Source organism: Mesorhizobium sp. ORS 3428 (assembly GCF_001854785.1).
Classification (GTDB): domain Bacteria; phylum Pseudomonadota; class Alphaproteobacteria; order Rhizobiales; family Rhizobiaceae; genus Mesorhizobium.
On the sequence record NZ_MDFL01000159.1, the window covers coordinates 105,500 to 122,129 of the forward strand.

Consider the following 16,630-nt stretch of genomic DNA (forward strand, 5'->3'; position numbering starts at 1 on the left):
AGTCATGCGCAGGCCGAAGCACTACAGCATCCCTTCGCATTTGAAAGGATGCTTCACGCCATGGACGGCTCTACTGCTTGCGGAGCCATTTCAGCACTTCCATGCTCGGATAGCCATCCTGGGTCAAGCCGACCTTCGCCTGGTAAGCCATGATGGCGGCCTTCGAGCCGTCGCCGATCTTGCCGTCGAACTTGCCGTCATAATAGCCGTGCTCTGAAAGCCGCTTCTGCAATTCCTGGCGCTCCTCGAAGGTGAGYTTGGTGAAGGGCCGCTGCCAGTCCTGCACAAGGCCGGTGCCGCCGGCGATCTCGTCCGCGAGCAGGCCGACGGCTAAAGCGTATTTGTCGGCGTTGTTGTAGGCTTTGATCACCGAGAAATTCCTGATCATCAGGAAGGCCGGGCCACCCCTGCCGTCAGGTACCTTCAACGTCGCCTTGTCGGTCAGGTTCCTGAACGGCTTGCCGTTGGCCCTGACGACGCCGAGCGCCTGCCACTGCGCCAGCGTCTTCGACCCGGCGGGCGGCTTGCCGGCCGGCAGCGTCACTTCGTAGCCCCAGGTCTTGCCGCCCTGCCAGCCGTTCTTCTTCAAAAGGTTGGCGGCGGTGGCCAGCGCATCGGGGATCGAATTCCAGATGTCGCGCCGGCCATTGCCATCCATGTCGACAGCGTAGCGCTGGTAGCTGGTCGGGATGAACTGCGTCTGGCCCATCGCGCCGGCCCAGGAGCCCATGAGGTGGCTTTCGTCGATGTCCCCGGTCTGCAGGATCTTCAGTGYGGCGATCAGCTGGGTRYGGGCATATTGCGATCGCTTGGAGTCGCCATAGGCAAGTGTGGCCAGCGAACGGATGACATTGCGCATGATGTCGTCGCGCTTCAGGGTTTCGCCGTAGTTCGATTCCATCGACCAGATGGCGAGAAGGATGTTGCGGTCGACACCGAACCTTGCCTCGATGCGATCCAGCCACGGCTTCCATTTGCGCGCCATCGCCTGGCCGTTGGCCACTGCCTGGTCATGCACGCGATTGTCGAAATAGTCCCAGGCAGGAGCGGTGAATTCCGGCTGGGTGCGGGCCTTTTCCAGCACGACCGGGTCGGGTTCGATGCCCCTCAAGGCCCGGTCGTAGACGGCACCCGAGACGCCGCCCTCGATCGCAACAGCGCGGAAGCCCGCGACCCACTGGCGGAATCCGGCATCTGCGAAAGCGGGTCCGGCGGGCATCAGCAGGGCGAGGGTCAGGCCGGCGGCCGTCACCAGTGCCGTCAGGCGCCTTGCGGTGTTGCGAACGGACATCTTTTCACTCCTTCGTCAAATCAGGAAGGATCATTGAACGCCGAACCCGGTTAGTATTTAGTTTACCATAGGCGCCGGGGGCGAGAAGAGAGGTCGCGGCTTTAGGCCTGCACGTTCAACTTGTGCCGTTCGGTAGTTCAACATTCCGGCGTGAAAATGTCCGGGGGGTTGCCGAGGAGGCGGTCGAGCGGATAATTGGCCCCAAAACAGGTGGGTGACGCAGCATGAAGCGAGTTCGCAAAGCAGTTTTCCCGGTCGCGGGCCTCGGTACRCGGTTTCTTCCGGCCACCAAAGCCATTCCGAAGGAGATGCTGACCGTCGTCGACCGGCCGGTCATCCAATATGTGGTCGATGAAGCGCGCGATGCCGRCATCGAGCATTTCATCTTCGTGACCGGGCGCAACAAGGCGGTCATCGAGGACCATTTCGACGTCCAGTTCGAGCTCTACGATACGCTCGCCCAGCGCGGCAAGGACGACCAGCTCGCCCGCCTGCAGCGGCTGCAGCCGGCGCCGGGGCAGACCAGCTTCACCCGCCAGCAGGTGCCGATGGGGCTTGGCCATGCCGTCTGGTGCGCCCGCGAGCTGGTCGGCGACGAGCCGTTCGCGCTGCTGCTGCCCGACATGATCATGCAGTCGGAAAAAAGCTGCATGAAGGACATGGTCGACCTCTATGCCGAAACCGGCAACAACATCATCGCCGTGCAGGAATGCGACCCGGCCGAGGCGCATAAATACGGCATCGTCGGCCGCGGCGAGGACACCCATCACGRCTTCCGCATCACCGGAATGGTGGAAAAGCCGAAGCCGGGCACGGCGCCGTCCAATCTCTACATCAACGGGCGCTACATCCTGCAGCCGGAGATTTTCAGCATTCTCGAAAACCAGGAGCGCGGCGCCGGCAACGAGATCCAGCTGACCGATGCGATGCTGAAGCTGGAGAAGCAACAAGCCTTCTACGGCTATCATTACAAGGGACGCACGTTCGACTGCGGCTCGCCGGAAGGTTTCGTCGAGGCCAATGTCGCCTTCGCGCTCTGGCGCAACGACATGAACGAGAGCATGGCCGGCGTCATCCGTACCCTGCTGGATGAAGTGCGGCCGGCGGAGCGGCGCGGCGCGGCGTCTTAGGTGCCTGGCTAATGCATGTCGCCCAAAATGCGCAGCGGTTTTGGGGGAACGACATGCATCAAAACAAAGACCTGAAGCGCGTCGGCTGAATACGTTTCAGCGCGACGCGCTTTAACGGCTGCCCGCCTTCGTCAGCGCTGTACCTTCAGGCCAAGATAGACGCTGTTGGCGGTGTAGTTGCGGCCAGGAAGGTTGCTGGTGAGCTTCTCCGTCCTCACCCGCGTGGTGAGGCCGGCATAGCGGTTCAGCCACCATGTCAGCCCGGCCTCGGCGCTCAGGATCCGATCGTGGCCGTCGGAGCCGGTGTAGTCGCGCCAATCCAGTCCAAGCGCCGAGTTCGCCGTCAGATCGGCGCGGACCTGCCTTTCGCCGGTGAGCCGGCCCGAGTAGAGGATGTCGCCGCTCTGGCCGGCCGTCGTCGTGGTCTCGACCGTGGTCTTGCCGGTGAGCCCGACGATGGTGCCGCGCTCCGGCGACCATTTGAGATCGGCGTTGACATATGGCCCGGCGATCGCCGGCAGGCGGGAGTCATCGATGCCTTCGCGCAGCCATCCAACGGAGAATTCGCCGGAAAGTTTCTCATCAATGTCGAGCTCGAGGCCGGCGCGCGCGCTGAGCCGCGTCGAGGAGCGCTCGAAACCGTTGCTGTCGACGCGCAGGTCATACACCCGCCGCCCGGTCTCCACCTCGGCGAACGGGGTGATGGCCGGCGATATCTCGTAGCCGGTGCGCAAGGTCGCGGAATAGAGCGTGTTGTCACRATCCTTCTGTGACAGCACCGTGCCGTCCGAGAGCTTGGCGTCGCCGTAGACATCATGCGTGACCGAGCCGGTCAGCGCATAGCGCATCTTGCCTATGTCCTTMTCGATGCCGAGGCTGCCGTCGATGGTCTGGCGCAAGGGCTGCGAGGTGACGCCGGYAATCGCGCCCGGCGACGAGGCCGATTCCGGCGCGGCTTCATAGCCAAGCTTGGCGATGGCGCGCAGTTCATGGTCGAGGTCGACATTGAGCTGGCCCTCGATCCGGCCTCGCGCATCGTTGATCTTCTGACCCGAGAGGGTRTTGCGGAAGAGGCCGTAGCCGTCGATGGCGGCCGAATTCTCGCGCCAGTCCGAGGCGGCGGAGAAGCGCAGCGCCGTTTCCGACAGAACCGCCGGCCTGCCGCCGCTGCTGCCATCGGCGTTGGATGTCGCGGTGACGCCCTGCTCGAGCGACGGCCGGAAGACAAAGGTGCYGACCTTGATACCCGGGGCGGCGAAGGGATCTTCCTGGGGTTTGACCTTCTGGCCATCGATCGACCCGGTGCGTTCCGCGCCGGGATCGAGCTTCTGCCTGTCGACGCTGTCGATCGTGACGGCGCGGCGGTTCGCGCCGTCATTGTCGGCGGCCGCGGTATCGGGCGGGTCTCTGGTTACGGCGGTGCTGGCCGTGCTGTCGGTGGTCAGGCCCGATTTCTTCCTGGCGTTTTTCTTGCCGGCCGTCCTGGTGTCGCTTTTCATGTTGGCTTCGGCCGTCCGCTGCCTGGCGGTCGAGGGCCGGCGCGGCCGGGCGGTGGCCTGAGTGTCGGCGAAGGGATCGCCGCTCGCATCCGGCGGGTCCAAGATGCTCCCCGTCGTGCCCGCCGTCTGGTCGTCGTCCGGAACCGCCCCGGGGCTCTCCGGCTGGTAGGGATTTGCGGGTGTCAAGTCCTCAGCCGCCTGGGCCGCCGAAGCCGCCTGATCCTGCGATCCTTGCGCGCGCAATTGTCTCGCCTTGCGCTGCTGATCGGCGAGAATCGCCGATTCGGAGACCTCGCCGCGCAGCTCGGTTTCCTGCGCCAGGACCGGCTGAGCGCGCAGCAAGGCAAGAACGCTCGCCGCCACCAGCAGCGTGCCGACGGCCATGCCCTTTCGACCTCTTTTCGTTTCAGGCTGGGGCCCGGACATAGTCACCACTGCTTGCGCGGCGCAGGCGCGCCATACTTACCGGACCGTAAATGGGGATGGTTAACGGAGCGTTGAAACGGGCCGTTTCCACTGCCCTGACGCACGCGAAACGGGAATTCCGTTGGACAGGAGGGCGGCAAAGCGTTAATCGCATCTGCCATGCATGCGGGGTCCCAAGAAAGAAAGCGGCCGGGTGGCCAGGTGGTCGAGTCGGCGCTGAGAACCGTGGCGACGGAACAGGCCGGACTGGCGGCGCTTGCCGCTGCGCTCGACAACGGCCTGGCAGAGCCCTTCGCTGCCGCAGTCAACCTGATCTCGCGGATCGAAGGCCGCGTCATCGTCACCGGCGTCGGCAAGAGCGGCCATATCGGCTCCAAGATCGCGGCCACGCTCGCCTCGACCGGCACGCCCGCCTTCTTTGTTCATCCGGCCGAGGCCAATCACGGCGATCTCGGCATGATCGCCAGGGACGACGCCATCGTCGCCATGTCCTGGTCGGGTGAAAGCAGGGAGTTGATGGGCATCGTCGCCTATTCCAGGCGCTTCTCCATCCCGCTGATCGCCATCACGTCCGGCGAGAACTCGGCGCTGGCGCGTGCCGCCGATGTGGTGCTGCTGCTGCCGCCGGCGGCGGAGGCCTGTCCGCACGGGCTGGCGCCAACGACATCGGCGCTGCTGCAGCTGGTCATTGGCGATGCGCTGGCGATCGCGCTGCTAGAGGCGCGCGGTTTCACGCCGGATCACTTCCGCACCTTCCACCCCGGCGGCCAGCTCGGTGCAAACCTGACGCAGCTGCGCGAGATCATGCATGTCGGCGAGCGGCTGCCGCTGGTGCCGTCGGGCACCAGCATGCGCGAAGCGATCGTCGAACTGTCGCAAAAAGGCTTTGGCTGCGTGGCGGTCACCGGCGCCGACGGCGCGCTGATCGGCATCATCACCGACGGCGATATYCGCCGCCATATCGCCGACGATCTCATGTCGATGAGTGTCGATCAGGTGATGACGAGGCAGCCGAAGACGGCGGCCCCCGACACGCTGGTGGCGACGGCGCTGCAGACCATCAACGCCTCCGCCATCACAAGCCTCATGGTGGTGGAAGGCGGTCRCCCCGTCGGCCTCGTGCATCTGCACGATCTGCTGCGCATCGGCGCCGCCTAGGTTCCCGGAAAGATCAAATAGCTTCCACCGTAAGCTCCAGATCGGTGTCAGCAGCCCCCGTGACACGGACCTGGGTGCCGGCGGGCAGATCGGGGCCGGAGACGCGCCACAGCGTGTCTCCCAGCCGGATGCGGCCGCGGCCGTCCTTGATCGGCTCGACGAGCCTTGCCGTGCGGCCGACCATCTGGGCGCCGCGGCGGTTGAGCAGCGGCTGGTCTCCTTCGCCGGCGCTCCCGGCCGTCAGCCTCTTGCCAATAAAGGCCGAGATGACCGACAGGATGAGAAAGGCGAGAACCTGAACCTGCCACGTCCAAATCGCATCATTCAGCTGGGCCTGCCAGTTCCAGATGGCGGCATAGCTGACAAGCAGCGAGATCGCGCCGATGATGAGCGCCGCGATGCCGATCCAGAGCATGAACACGCCAGGCGCGACGACTTCCATCACCAGGAGCACGAAGCCGAGAACCATCCAGTTCCACGGACCGAGTTCCGATACGATGCGCTCGATCATTGACGTTCTCCCAGCCAGACCGCCTCACATCAGTTGTCGCTCGGCCGCACCAGCGGYGGTCGCGAAACCTGTCGCGGCGTGCCGGCAGCGGCAGCGCCATCGTTGCGGAAGACTTCCCTGGCGATTTCGCCGATGCCGCCCAGGGTGCCGATCAGCGACGAGGCCTCCAGCGGCATCAGCACGATCTTGTTGTTGCTGGATGAGCCGATCTTCGCCAGCGCCTCGGTGTATTTCTGGGCGATGAAGTAGTTGATCGCCTGCACGTCGCCCTTGGCGATGGCTTCCGACACCACCTGCGTTGCTTTGGCCTCGGCTTCAGCCGAGCGCTCGCGCGCCTCGRCATCGCGGAACGCGGCCTCCCTACGGCCCTCGGCCTCGAGGATCTGCGACTGCTTCAGGCCTTCGGCGGCGAGAATCTGGGCGCGCTTGTCGCGTTCGGCCATCATCTGGCGGCCCATCGATTCCACCAGATTGGCCGGCGGGTTGATGTCCTTGATCTCGACGCGGGTGATCTTGATGCCCCACGGATGCGCCGCCTCGTCGACGACGCGCAGCAGGCGCTCGTTGATCGCGTCGCGGTTGGAGAGCAGTTCGTCGAGGTCCATCGAGCCCATGACGGTGCGGATGTTGRTCATGGTGAGGTTGAGGATGGCGTTCTGCAGCCCGGCGACCTGGTAGGCCGCCTGGGCGGCGTTCAGCACCTGGTAGAAGGCGACGCCGTCGACGCCGACGATGGCGTTGTCGCGGGTGATGATCTCCTGTGTCGGGACATCGAGCACCTGCTCCATCATGTTCATCTTGGCGCCGACGCGCTCAAAGATCGGGTTGATGATGTTCAGGCCTGGCGTCAGCGTCTTGGTGTACCGTCCGAAGCGCTCCACCGTGTAGTTGTAACCTTGCGGCACCGTCTTGATGCCTTTGAAAAGAAGGATGATGACGAGAAAGACAAGAACAATGATCGCAATATCGAAACCGCTGAAGCCCATTTCGTTTCTCCCTCAAAAGGCGGCGACCTCACGGAATCACTTAAGTGTGTTTCCGTAATGTTACAATCAGGTGATCACGAATATTGTTTAGCGAAGGCTCTTGCGCACCGGTTTCAGGGCCTGTCGGTGAAGCCCGTCACACCCAGCCGGACAACTCGCGCCGCACCATAGCTTCGATCACCGCCATGCCCTCGGAACTGTCGTTGAGGCAGGGGATGTGGGCGAAGTTCCTGCCGCCGGCATGGTGGAAAGTCTCGGCCGCTTCGCGGCCGATCTCGTCCAATGTCTCTATGCAGTCGACGGAAAATCCCGGATTGACGATGGCGATCGACTTCACGCCATCCTTCGCCAGCTTCTCGACGGTGACGTCGGTGTAGGGCTGCAGCCATTCCTGGGCGCCGAAGCGCGACTGGAAGGTGGTGATGAGCTTCTTCTCGTCCCAGCCGAGCCTTGCCCGCAGCAGCCGTGTCGTCTCGAGGCAATGCGCCCCGTAAGGGTCGCCCTTGTCCGAATAGGGTTTCGGGATGCCGTGGTAGGAGGYGATCACCACCTCCGGCACGAAGTCGAGCGTCGCGAGATGTTGCTCGATCGAACGGGCGAGCGCCTCGATATAGACCGGCTCGTCGTAATAGGGCGGCACGCTGCGCATCGCCGGCGCATGCCTGATCTTCATCAGCGCGCGGAACAACTGGTCGTTGGCGGTTGCCGTCGTCGTCGCCGAATATTGCGGATAGAGCGGGAAGGTGAGGATGCGCTCGCAGCCCTGCTCGACCAGGCGGCGGGCGACGCTTGCCGTCGAAGGATTGCCGTAGCRCATCGCCCAATCGACCACGACGTTCGGCAGGTCGGCGAGGGCGCCGGCCAGCTTCTCGGCTTGCGAGCGGGTGAAGGTGCGTAGCGGCGACTCGTTCTTTTCGGTGTTCCAGATCCTGGCGTAGTTGGCGCCGGATTTTTTCGGCCGCGAGGTGAGCACGAGTCCGTAGAGGATCGGATACCAGATCGCCTTATTTAGCTCGATGACGCGCGGATCTGAGAGGAATTCCCTCAGATAGCGCCACATCGGCGTGAAGTCGGTGCCGTCGGGCGTGCCGAGATTGATGAGCATAATGCCGATCTTGCCCGCCTTCACCGGCGCGGCACCCGCCGGCGCCAGACCGGCGGTCTTGGCGGCTTTCGCATCGGCGGGGTTGGCAAGCGTCATCAATTGTCTCCAGGCACCGAGGGCGCCATCTGCGCAATTCCGGATGGAAAACCGCTGGGCAGTTTTCCTGAAATTGCTTCAAGCGCGGCGAACCTATCGATGCCGTGCCGGTTTTCAATGCTGCGTCTGGCCGCACCTTACCCCGTCCCCGCCTGAAAACGGAACACCCGCCCGGTTTCCCGGACGGGTGCGATGATTTCCGGGCKGGGGATTACTTCGCGGCCGGCGGAATGGTCAGCGTCGCGCCGAGCGGCAGCCGGCGCGGCCTGTAGTCCTTGTTGGCCTCGGAGATCAGCTTCCACTTGGTGCCGTCCCCATAGTTTGTCTTGGCCAGGTCCCAATAGGTGTCGCCGGCAGCGATCACGTGGCTGGTCTCTGGCCTGGTCCCGGCCGGCTTGGCCTCGGCCGGTGCTGTCTCGGCCGGCTTTGCGGGCTCAGCCGAAGGGGCAGGCGCCTGCTGCGCAGGCTTCGCCGGTTCGGCCGGGGCCGGCGTGGCCGGAGCGGTTTCGGCCGAAACCGTCGGCGGTGTTCCGGCGATGTCGCTGGAGTTGGACGGCAAAGCGGGCATTGCGGGCTCGGCGGGTTTGGCAGGCTCGGCCGCCTGGCTGGCGGCAGCGGGTGAAGTCTCGGCCGGCTTCACAGGTTCGGCAGGCTTTGCCGGTTCCGCCGCCGCGACCGTCGCGCCGACCTCGGTGATGCGGCCGTCGAGCTTCGGCGTGTAGGGCCGGTGCGCGCCGAGATAGTCGGCCACCACCTGTTCCAGGCCCGGACCATAATCATAGGCGTCGGTGGCCTTCTCGGCAAAGACCTTGTAGCCGTCGCCGCCCTGGCGGACATAGTTGTTCGTGGCAACGAGATACTGCTTGTCCGGATTGAGCGGCGTCCAGGTGCCGTTCTCCATCACCTCGACCGATTTGACACGGCCGGCATTGGGCGCCACCGATTTGTCGAAGGAATATTTGAGCCCGGCCACCTGCGGGAAACGGCCGGCGCCGTCCTCGATCTGGCTGAGGCCGTTCTCCAGGCCGGCGACCAGATCCTTGCCGGAAATCTTGAACGTCGCCAGCGTGTTCTGGAACGGCAGAACTGTCAGCACCTCGCCCATGGTCACGGTGCCCTGGTCGATCGAGGCGCGCAGGCCGCCACCGTTCGAGATGACGATCTCGACGCCCTGGCCCTTCACACGATCGAGGATGGCGTCGGAGACGAGATTGCCCATCTCGCATTCGCGGGCGCGGCAGTTCTCGCGACTGCCGTCGATCGCCTTGGTGGTCTCGGCGACCTCCTTGTTCTTCAGCGCCTCGATCGGCGCGCCAAACTCCTTGATGCGCGCAAGCACCGCGGGGTCGGGCGTGATCGACTTGTCGAGAAGGATCGGGTCGCCGCTCGCTTGCTTGACGACGCCATTGTCGTCGAACACCACTTTGAACTCGCCGAGATATTTCGAATAGGACGCCGCCTGCACCACCGGCACCTTGTAGCCGTCGGGGTTGTCGACCATCGTCGGATAGGGGCCCGCCGCCTTCGGGTCGGTGTTGGACAGGAGCGTGTGGCTGTGACCGCCGACCACCACGTCGATGCCCGGGATCTTGGCGATCACGTCACGCTCGCGGTTGTAGCCGATATGCGTCACGGCGATGATCTTGTTGATGCCTTGCGCCTTCAGCTTCTCGACCTCTGCGGTGATCGATTTGACGTCGTCCGCGATGGCGATGTTCGGGCCGGGCGAGGCGAGTTCCGRCGTGTCGTTGGTCACGGYGCCGACGATGCCGATCTTCTGGCCGCCGACCTCGACGACGATTGACGGCTTGATCTTGCCCGCGGCGCCGGACTTGTCGTTGGGCATGACATTGGCGCTGACGACCGGGAACTTCGCCTTGTCGAGGTAAGGCACCAGCGCGCTTTCGCCGTCGTCGAATTCGTGGTTGCCGAGCGTCACCGCGTCGGGCTTCATCTGATTGAGGAATTCCTCCTCCGCGGCGCCCTTGTAGGTTATGTAGAACAGCGAACCCTGGAAGCTGTCGCCTGCATTGAGCAGCAGCACGTTCTGGCCTTCGAGCTTCTTGCGCTCCTGCGCGATCGCGGTGACCAGCCGGCCGGCGCCGCCGATGCATTCGCCTTTGGTCTCCTCCTCCGCCGAACAGGTCGACTCGTATTTGTTGTTGCCTTCGATACGGCTGTGCCAATCGTTGAAATGCAGGATGTTCAGTGTGTAGTCGGCAAATGATGTTCCCGCCGACAGGCCAAGTGCTGATGCGGAAAGGGCGGCAATGGCGGCAAATTTCTTCATCTTCGTCTCCCCGTATGAGCTGACCTGAAGTGTTTAGTGCCCTCGCTTGACCGAAACATAACAGTCAGCTTCGGGTCATGTTCACAGAGCGTTTTGGTCGATGCAAGCGGAAATCGGGAAGAGCTTTGCCGGCACAAAAAAGGACGGCGGCTCACGCCGCCGTCCTGGATCGATTTGGCAGATTGCAGTCGTTAAGCCCGGCGCGTCAGCACGAAGTTCTGTCCGCTGGCGCTGGTGCAGTTGAGCTGGCTGATCGAAACCATCAGGCAGTTGAAGCTGACCGGCGTCTGGCGGATCAGCGAGGTGCCGTGGATCTCGACCGAGGTCGGGCTGGTCATGGTGTAGCTGCCCTCCGACAGCTTCTGGCCGGTATCGGTCGCGACGGTGGTGAAGCTGCCGGCGGCGAAAGTCGACAGGCCGGTGCCCTTGGCGTCGATCCAGTTGCCTTCGACGCCCTTCGGTGCCGCCGAAATCGGCGGTTCTGAAGGTCCGGTGGTGCTGCAGGCGGCAGCGRCCAGAAGGCTTGCCGCGGCGCCYGCCGAAAGCAATTTGCGCGCAATCGTCATTTGAAAATCCTCTCCTCTCGCATCGRCCCGAAAATCGGTGTTCCGATTTTCGGAAAGCACGATGCKTCCATTCAAAGTGCTAGAGCGTACTTTGTGCGTCCGAAGGGACGCACGTCGCTCTAGGCCGCCCATCTTCAATCGCCCGATTTCCGGGCGATTGCAAGGCGGGGAGGGCAGTAGGCCAGGGTGCTATCGCACCAGGATGTTGCGGAACTGCCACGGGTCGTCCCTGTCGAGATCCTCGGGGAAAAGGCTGGGACGGTTATCGAGCGGCGTCCAATCGGTGTAGTAGCCCCTGACCGGTCCGAGATAGGGCAATTGCACTTCCAGGCAGCGCCTGTAGTCCATCTCGTCCGATTCGACGATGCCGGCCATCGGGTTTTCCAGCGCCCAGACCATGCCGGCCAGCACGGCAGAAGTGACCTGCAGGCCGGTGGCGTTCTGATAGGGAGCGAGCTTGCGCGCTTCGGCCAGCGACAGCTGCGAGCCGTACCAATAGGCGTTCTTGTCGTGACCGTAGAGCAGCACGCCGAGTTCGTCGACGCCATCGACCAGCTCGTTCTCGTCGAGCACATGGTGGACAGGCTGYGCCTTGCCGGCGGCGCCGAACATCTCGTGCAACGACAGCACCGCATCGTTGCACGGATGGTRGGCGTAGTGGCAGGTCGGGCGGTACTGAACCTTGCCCTTCTTGCCGCGCACGGTGAAGAAATCGGCGATCGAGATCGCCTCGTTATGGGTGACCAGGAAGCCGTATTGCGGGCCGGGCGTCGGRCACCAGCTGCGCACGCGCGTGTTGGCGCCCGGCTGCTCCAGGTAGATCGCCGCCTGCGAGCCGTTCTTGTGCTTCTTGCCGTTCTTCGGCATCCAGTTCTCATGCGTGCCCCAGCCGAGCTCGGAAGGCTGCAGGCCTTCGGAGATGAAGCCCTCGACCGACCAGGTGTTCCAGAACACGTCCATGGGCTTCGGCTTCTTGGTGCGCTGGGTGTCGCGCTCGGCGATGTGGATGCCCTTGACGCCTGCGTTCTTCATCAGCTTCGCCCAGCCGTCGCGGTCGTGCTCCGCCGGTTCGACAAAATCGAGCCCGAGATCGGTGGCGAGGTTGACCAGCGCCTGCTTGACGAACCACGAGACCATGCCGGGATTGGCGCCGCAGCAGGAGATCGCCGTGGTGCCGCCGGGGTTCTTCTCCTTCTCCTGTCGCACGCTCTCGCGCAGCGAATAGTTGGTGCGCGAGGCACTGTCGGCCGTTTCGTCGAAATAGAAGCCGAGCCAGGGTTCGACCACCGTGTCGACATAGAGCACGCCGAGCTTGCGGCAGAGCTTCATCAATTCGAGAGAGGAGGTGTCGACCGACAGGTTGACGCAAAAGCCCTGGCCGCCGCCATTGGTGAGAAGCGGGGTCAGAAGCTTCTTGTAGTTCTTCTTGGTGACCGCATCCTGCATGAAGGTTATGCCGCGCTCATCGAGCAGCCTGCGGTCAGTGTCGACCGGGTCGATGACGACCATGCGCGATTTGTCGAACTTGAAATGGCGTTCGATCAGCGGCAGCGTTCCCCGTCCGATCGAGCCGAAGCCGATCATCACGACAGGGCCGGTGATTTCACCGTAAACGGGCCAGTTTTCATTCGCCATTTTTTCGCACACTCCTTCAAACATGGGGGGAAAGCCCCGGCATTTTCGCCGGTAGCCCTACACCACAGATCATTGTCACAAACCAGCGAAAAGCGCCAATCGCCGGTTGAGCCCAGCCTGGCGGTTGGCTAAGCCGCCCTGGCCACACCGGCGAGATATGCGACCAGCCGGTCGCGGTCGGCGGTCAGTCCCTTGTAGTCGAGCTGCGCCTGATCGAGGGCGTTGAGCTGCTCGGCAAAGGAGTCCGCAAGCGTGGCCCGGTCGGGGTGGCGCACGAGCACCGCCAGCGGATCGAGATGAATGCGGATGGTGAAGAGAATGTCGCGCGAGACCGGCAGCTTGCGCAGCGTCTGCCGCTCGACCCGGATGAAGGCGTGGGCGTTGATGTCGCCGTCGGGAAAGCGCGTTGGGCGGTTGGTGGCGCGGTCGATGCGCTGGACGTTTGAGAGCGGGTGATAGAGCGCGTCGCCCRCCTGTATCGACCAGTTGAAGCGCTCGACCGCCTGGCCCTGCAGGCCGTCGAACATGCGGTTGATGATGTCGGCCGGCCGCGTGCCAGGGCCGAAGCCCGGTACCGGTGCATGGATTTGCTGCAGCGGCTTGCCGAATTTTTCCCGGAGCGACCAGGACGAGGGAAAGCAGAGCGACCCGGCGGCGAGCCGCCAGCCGCGCTCGTCGCGGCGCATGATGATCAGATCTTCCTGGACCAGCAGGGACGCCTGGGCGAGCGGCGCTCGGCTCAATTCGGGAGGCAGTACGTCGATCGCTCCTTCGAGGCCGACGACCTCGACGCCGGAGCCGGTGCCGCCGTGGGTCTGCGGATATTTTGCCGGAAGATAGGCGGCGAAAAGGTCCAGCACTTCTTGCTGTGCATCGCGGGTATCGTCTTCCTCGACAAAGACCTTTTCCGGGATCTCTGCGTAAAGCCGACGCTTCTCGGCGAGATGGGGTAGAAGGAACTGATCGACCTCGATCCAGCGGTCGAGCTCCAGCGGTTTCAGCCCGATGGTGAAGAGCTTCGAGGACCCGTCATAAGGCGTATGGGCGGGCGACGTGTGGTTCGGCTGGCGAATGGTCATGCCTCTCTCAAACAGATATTGGCCGGCGGCTCCAGGGCGCTACGCGGTTTTCCTGGAATTGCTCCAGTCAGCTCAGTCGCGCCGGGATCAGCCCGCGCAGCGAATTGCCGACGAAGATCGACTTCGCAGACTTCAGATCGTCGAAACTGTAGATCGCTTCTGCGGCGCGGCCTTCGTCCAGAAGCTCGCCCCGCAATATCCCAGGCAGGAGGCCACAGTCCAGCCGGGGCGTCGCCAGCACGCCGTCGCCGAAGTCGGCGAAGAGGTTGGTGATCGTGCCTTCGCAAAGCTCGCCGCGCTCGTTGGCGAGCAGCACTTCGTCGGCTTGCGCGATGAGAAATTCGGCACGTGCGTGCGTGTAGACCTGCCGCCGGCTGGTCTTGTGACGCAACAGCACGTCGCTGGAATCGAGCCGGGTTCGCGCCAGCCGCAGCCGCCAGACCTTGTCGGCGGGGAGCGGCTCGTAGGGCTGTGCCGACGCTGTCGCCTCGCCACTGCGTTGCAGGGCGAGGCGGGTACGAAGAGCGATCTGCTGTCTGCCGACCGTGCTCGAAAGGACTTCACCGATCCGTTGCGGATCGCAGGCAAAGCCGAGCTCGGCCGCCGAAGCGTAAAGCCGCGCAAGATGCCTGTCGAAGCGCAGGAAGCCCGAGCCCGGCTCCCAGCGCATGGTCTCGATCAGCTCGAAGTCGGCACGGTTCCCGTCGCGAAGCGCGCTTTCAGAAGACACTCCCGATACTCCTCCTGGGCGGTGGAATCGAAGACGACGCCGCCGCCGACATTGTAGACGGCCTCGCCATTGGCAAAGAGCGAGATGGTGCGGATCGCCACCGAGAAGCGCATCGTGCCGCCGGGCGCGACCCAGCCGATGGCGCCGCAATAGACGTCGCGCGGCACGCCCTCCAGATCGTGCAGGATTTCCATGGCACGGATTTTCGGCGCGCCGGTGATCGAGCCGCAGGGAAAGAGCGCGGCGAACACCTGGCGGATGCCGACATCCGGCAGGAGCTTCGCCCGCACCCGGCTCACCATCTGGTGCACGGTCGGATAGGTTTCGATGCGGAAGAGCTCCGGTACGTCCAGCGTGCCGACCTCGCTGATCAGCGAAATGTCGTTGCGCAAAAGGTCGACGATCATCCGGTTCTCGGCCTGGTTCTTCTCGTCGTTGCGCAGGAACGCCTTCAGCCGCGCGTCCTCGGCCTTCGTCGCGCCGCGCGGCGCGGTGCCCTTCATCGGGTGCGTCTCGATCATGCCGTGGGCATCGATCTCGAAGAAGAGTTCGGGCGAACGCGACAGGACGATCGGATCGCCAAGCGAAATAAGCGCGCCGTATTTCACCGGCTGGCGCCCGGTCAGCGCGTCGAAGGCAGCGATCGGATCGCCCGACCATTGCGCGTGGACCGGAAAGGTAAGATTGCCCTGATAGCAGTCGCCCCTGCAGATGTGGTCGTGCAGGCGAGCAAAGCGTGCGGCGTAGTCCTCGGCGGACCACTCCGCCCTGGCGTCGAAGATCGGACCGTTGCTGGCGGGGCCTGAACTGCGCGGCACCGGCTCGTCGTGCGGCGCGTCGAAGACGCCGAGACAGATCAGCGGCGCGCGGCGGCCCTCAGGCAATAACGGCACCAGCTTCGGCTCGAGGAGGTAGCCGGCCTCATAAGAGAAATAACCGGCCAGCCATTTGCCGGCGTCGGATGCCGCCTGCGCTGCCTCCAGCGCCGGCGTGAATTCGTCAGCGCTGCGCGCGACAATGATTTCGTGCGGCCTGTCGAAGACGAGCTGGCGGGCCGTCTCGTCGTTGCGGAAGATTGCTGAGGGCAGGGACATAAGCTTCAGATGCGGTCAATTCAGTCGACCGCTCTATATGGGGGTTTGGTCAGGCGCAATCGAGGGAACGGCGTCGGGCGCCGCATAGGCATCTGGCCCAAACAAAGGCGGCGCCCGTGGTGGGCGCCGCCTCTCCCGGCCGATCCGACCCAATCAGCTGTTGCTGGCGGTGCCCGCAGTCGGGAAGCGGCGGGCGAATTCGGCCTCGTCGCCCGCGGCCAGCAGCTTCGCCTGTTCGATCCATTTCTCGCGTGCGATGCGGCCATCGAAATTGAGGACCTCCTCGATGCGCTTCACGTCGGTGTCGGTCCAGGCGGCGATCTGGGCATAGGTCGTGACGCCCTGACCCTTGAGCAGCCTTTCGTTGACCGGGCCGATGCCGATCAGGCGGCGCAGATTGTCGGCCTTGCCGGCGGGCGCTTTCGGGGCGGCAGCTTTCTTCGGTGCCGGGGCAGCCTTCTTTGGCGCCGCGCTTGTCTTCGAGGCGGCGGACTTGGCCGCCGGCTTCGGCGCAGCCGCCGTCTTGGCCGCTGCCGGCTTCCTGGCCGCGGCCGGTTTGGTCGAAGCGGATTTTGCCGCGGATGATTTTGCAGGCGACGATTTGGCTGCAGCCGGCGCAGGCGAGGCAGCTTTGTCGGCACTGGCCTTGGCGGGCGCGGAAGGCGCTTCGCGCAGCTCGCGTTCGAGATCGGCGCGGGTGCGGCGAGACGCGTCGAGTTCGCCGCTCAGGCGATGCGTCTCGGCGCGCAACATGTCGCGTTCGCTCTTCGTACGGTTAAGCTCACCGCGCAGGCCGTCGAGCTCGCTGCGAAGGCGGCCCCAGATGAACCAGCCAACCAAGACACCCACAATGAACGCCAGGAGCATGTAGAAGAAAGTGCTCATTTCCCTCTCCAGTCCGATCTGCCGGCCGCGGCCCGGAATTGCGGGCTTGCCGCAGGGATCGTCATCGTTCCGCGGTCGGCGGAACAGCCGCTTCAAATCGAGCTGTCGGCGCTTGGCTCTCCTCCGCCCACGGCCGACGRCCATCATCG

The 16,630-nt window shown here is 64.1% G+C and carries 14 protein-coding genes; 2 read left to right on the forward strand and 12 right to left on the reverse strand.

Annotated elements, in window-relative coordinates:
* Positions 1-70: 70 nt before the first annotated feature.
* Positions 71-1,291 (reverse strand): lytic murein transglycosylase, encoded by a 1,221-nt coding sequence (locus tag ORS3428_RS26930; protein ID WP_071101315.1) that lies wholly within the window; start codon positions 1,289-1,291, stop codon positions 71-73.
* Positions 1,292-1,515: 224 nt separating this feature from the next.
* On the opposite strand from ORS3428_RS26930, the gene galU reads away from it, so the two are divergent.
* Positions 1,516-2,421: a UTP--glucose-1-phosphate uridylyltransferase GalU gene (galU, locus tag ORS3428_RS26935; RefSeq protein ID WP_071101316.1), complete on the forward strand. Its 906-nt coding sequence runs from the start codon at positions 1,516-1,518 to the stop codon at positions 2,419-2,421.
* A gap of 131 nt (positions 2,422-2,552) precedes the next feature.
* On the opposite strand, the gene ORS3428_RS26940 is transcribed toward galU, so the two are convergent.
* Positions 2,553-4,304 carry an outer membrane beta-barrel protein gene (locus ORS3428_RS26940; protein WP_244508114.1) on the reverse strand — a complete coding sequence of 584 codons (1,752 nt, stop codon included), beginning with the start codon at positions 4,302-4,304 and terminating at the stop codon, positions 2,553-2,555.
* Between the two features lie 201 nt (positions 4,305-4,505).
* On the opposite strand from ORS3428_RS26940, the gene ORS3428_RS26945 reads away from it, so the two are divergent.
* The gene (locus tag ORS3428_RS26945; RefSeq protein ID WP_071101318.1) at positions 4,506-5,504 is read left to right on the forward strand and encodes a KpsF/GutQ family sugar-phosphate isomerase; all 999 of its coding nucleotides are present in this window, start codon (positions 4,506-4,508) and stop codon (positions 5,502-5,504) included.
* Positions 5,505-5,517: 13 nt separating this feature from the next.
* On the opposite strand, the gene ORS3428_RS26950 is transcribed toward ORS3428_RS26945, so the two are convergent.
* From ORS3428_RS26950 to ORS3428_RS26995, 10 genes are all read right to left on the reverse strand, one after another.
* Complete coding sequence (locus ORS3428_RS26950) at positions 5,518-6,015, reverse strand: NfeD family protein (RefSeq protein WP_071101319.1); 498 nt, start codon at positions 6,013-6,015, stop codon at positions 5,518-5,520.
* Between the two features lie 29 nt (positions 6,016-6,044).
* Positions 6,045-7,001, reverse strand: a complete 957-nt coding sequence (locus ORS3428_RS26955; RefSeq protein ID WP_071101320.1) for an SPFH domain-containing protein — start codon at positions 6,999-7,001, stop codon at positions 6,045-6,047.
* A gap of 136 nt (positions 7,002-7,137) precedes the next feature.
* Positions 7,138-8,202 (reverse strand): ferrochelatase, encoded by a 1,065-nt coding sequence (hemH, locus tag ORS3428_RS26960; protein WP_071101321.1) that lies wholly within the window; start codon positions 8,200-8,202, stop codon positions 7,138-7,140.
* Positions 8,203-8,413: 211 nt separating this feature from the next.
* Entirely contained in the window at positions 8,414-10,492 is a 2,079-nt protein-coding gene (locus tag ORS3428_RS26965) for a 5'-nucleotidase C-terminal domain-containing protein (RefSeq protein WP_071101322.1), read from the reverse strand.
* A 191-nt stretch (positions 10,493-10,683) separates the two neighbouring features.
* Positions 10,684-11,058: a hypothetical protein gene (locus ORS3428_RS26970; protein ID WP_071101323.1), complete on the reverse strand. Its 375-nt coding sequence runs from the start codon at positions 11,056-11,058 to the stop codon at positions 10,684-10,686.
* 189 nt (positions 11,059-11,247) lie between these two features.
* Positions 11,248-12,693: a homospermidine synthase gene (locus ORS3428_RS26975; RefSeq protein ID WP_071101324.1), complete on the reverse strand. Its 1,446-nt coding sequence runs from the start codon at positions 12,691-12,693 to the stop codon at positions 11,248-11,250.
* 128 nt (positions 12,694-12,821) lie between these two features.
* Complete coding sequence (locus tag ORS3428_RS26980) at positions 12,822-13,772, reverse strand: heme-dependent oxidative N-demethylase family protein (protein ID WP_071101325.1); 951 nt, start codon at positions 13,770-13,772, stop codon at positions 12,822-12,824.
* 67 nt (positions 13,773-13,839) lie between these two features.
* Entirely contained in the window at positions 13,840-14,502 is a 663-nt protein-coding gene (locus tag ORS3428_RS26985) for an aminotransferase class IV family protein (protein ID WP_071101326.1), read from the reverse strand.
* Entirely contained in the window at positions 14,451-15,596 is a 1,146-nt protein-coding gene (locus tag ORS3428_RS26990) for an aminodeoxychorismate synthase component I (RefSeq protein ID WP_071101327.1), read from the reverse strand. Before ORS3428_RS26990 ends, ORS3428_RS26985 begins: the two co-directional genes overlap by 52 nt.
* Before the next feature lie 153 nt (positions 15,597-15,749).
* The gene (locus ORS3428_RS26995; RefSeq protein WP_071101480.1) at positions 15,750-16,481 is read right to left on the reverse strand and encodes an NADH dehydrogenase; all 732 of its coding nucleotides are present in this window, start codon (positions 16,479-16,481) and stop codon (positions 15,750-15,752) included.
* Between the last annotated feature and the right edge of the window lie 149 nt (positions 16,482-16,630).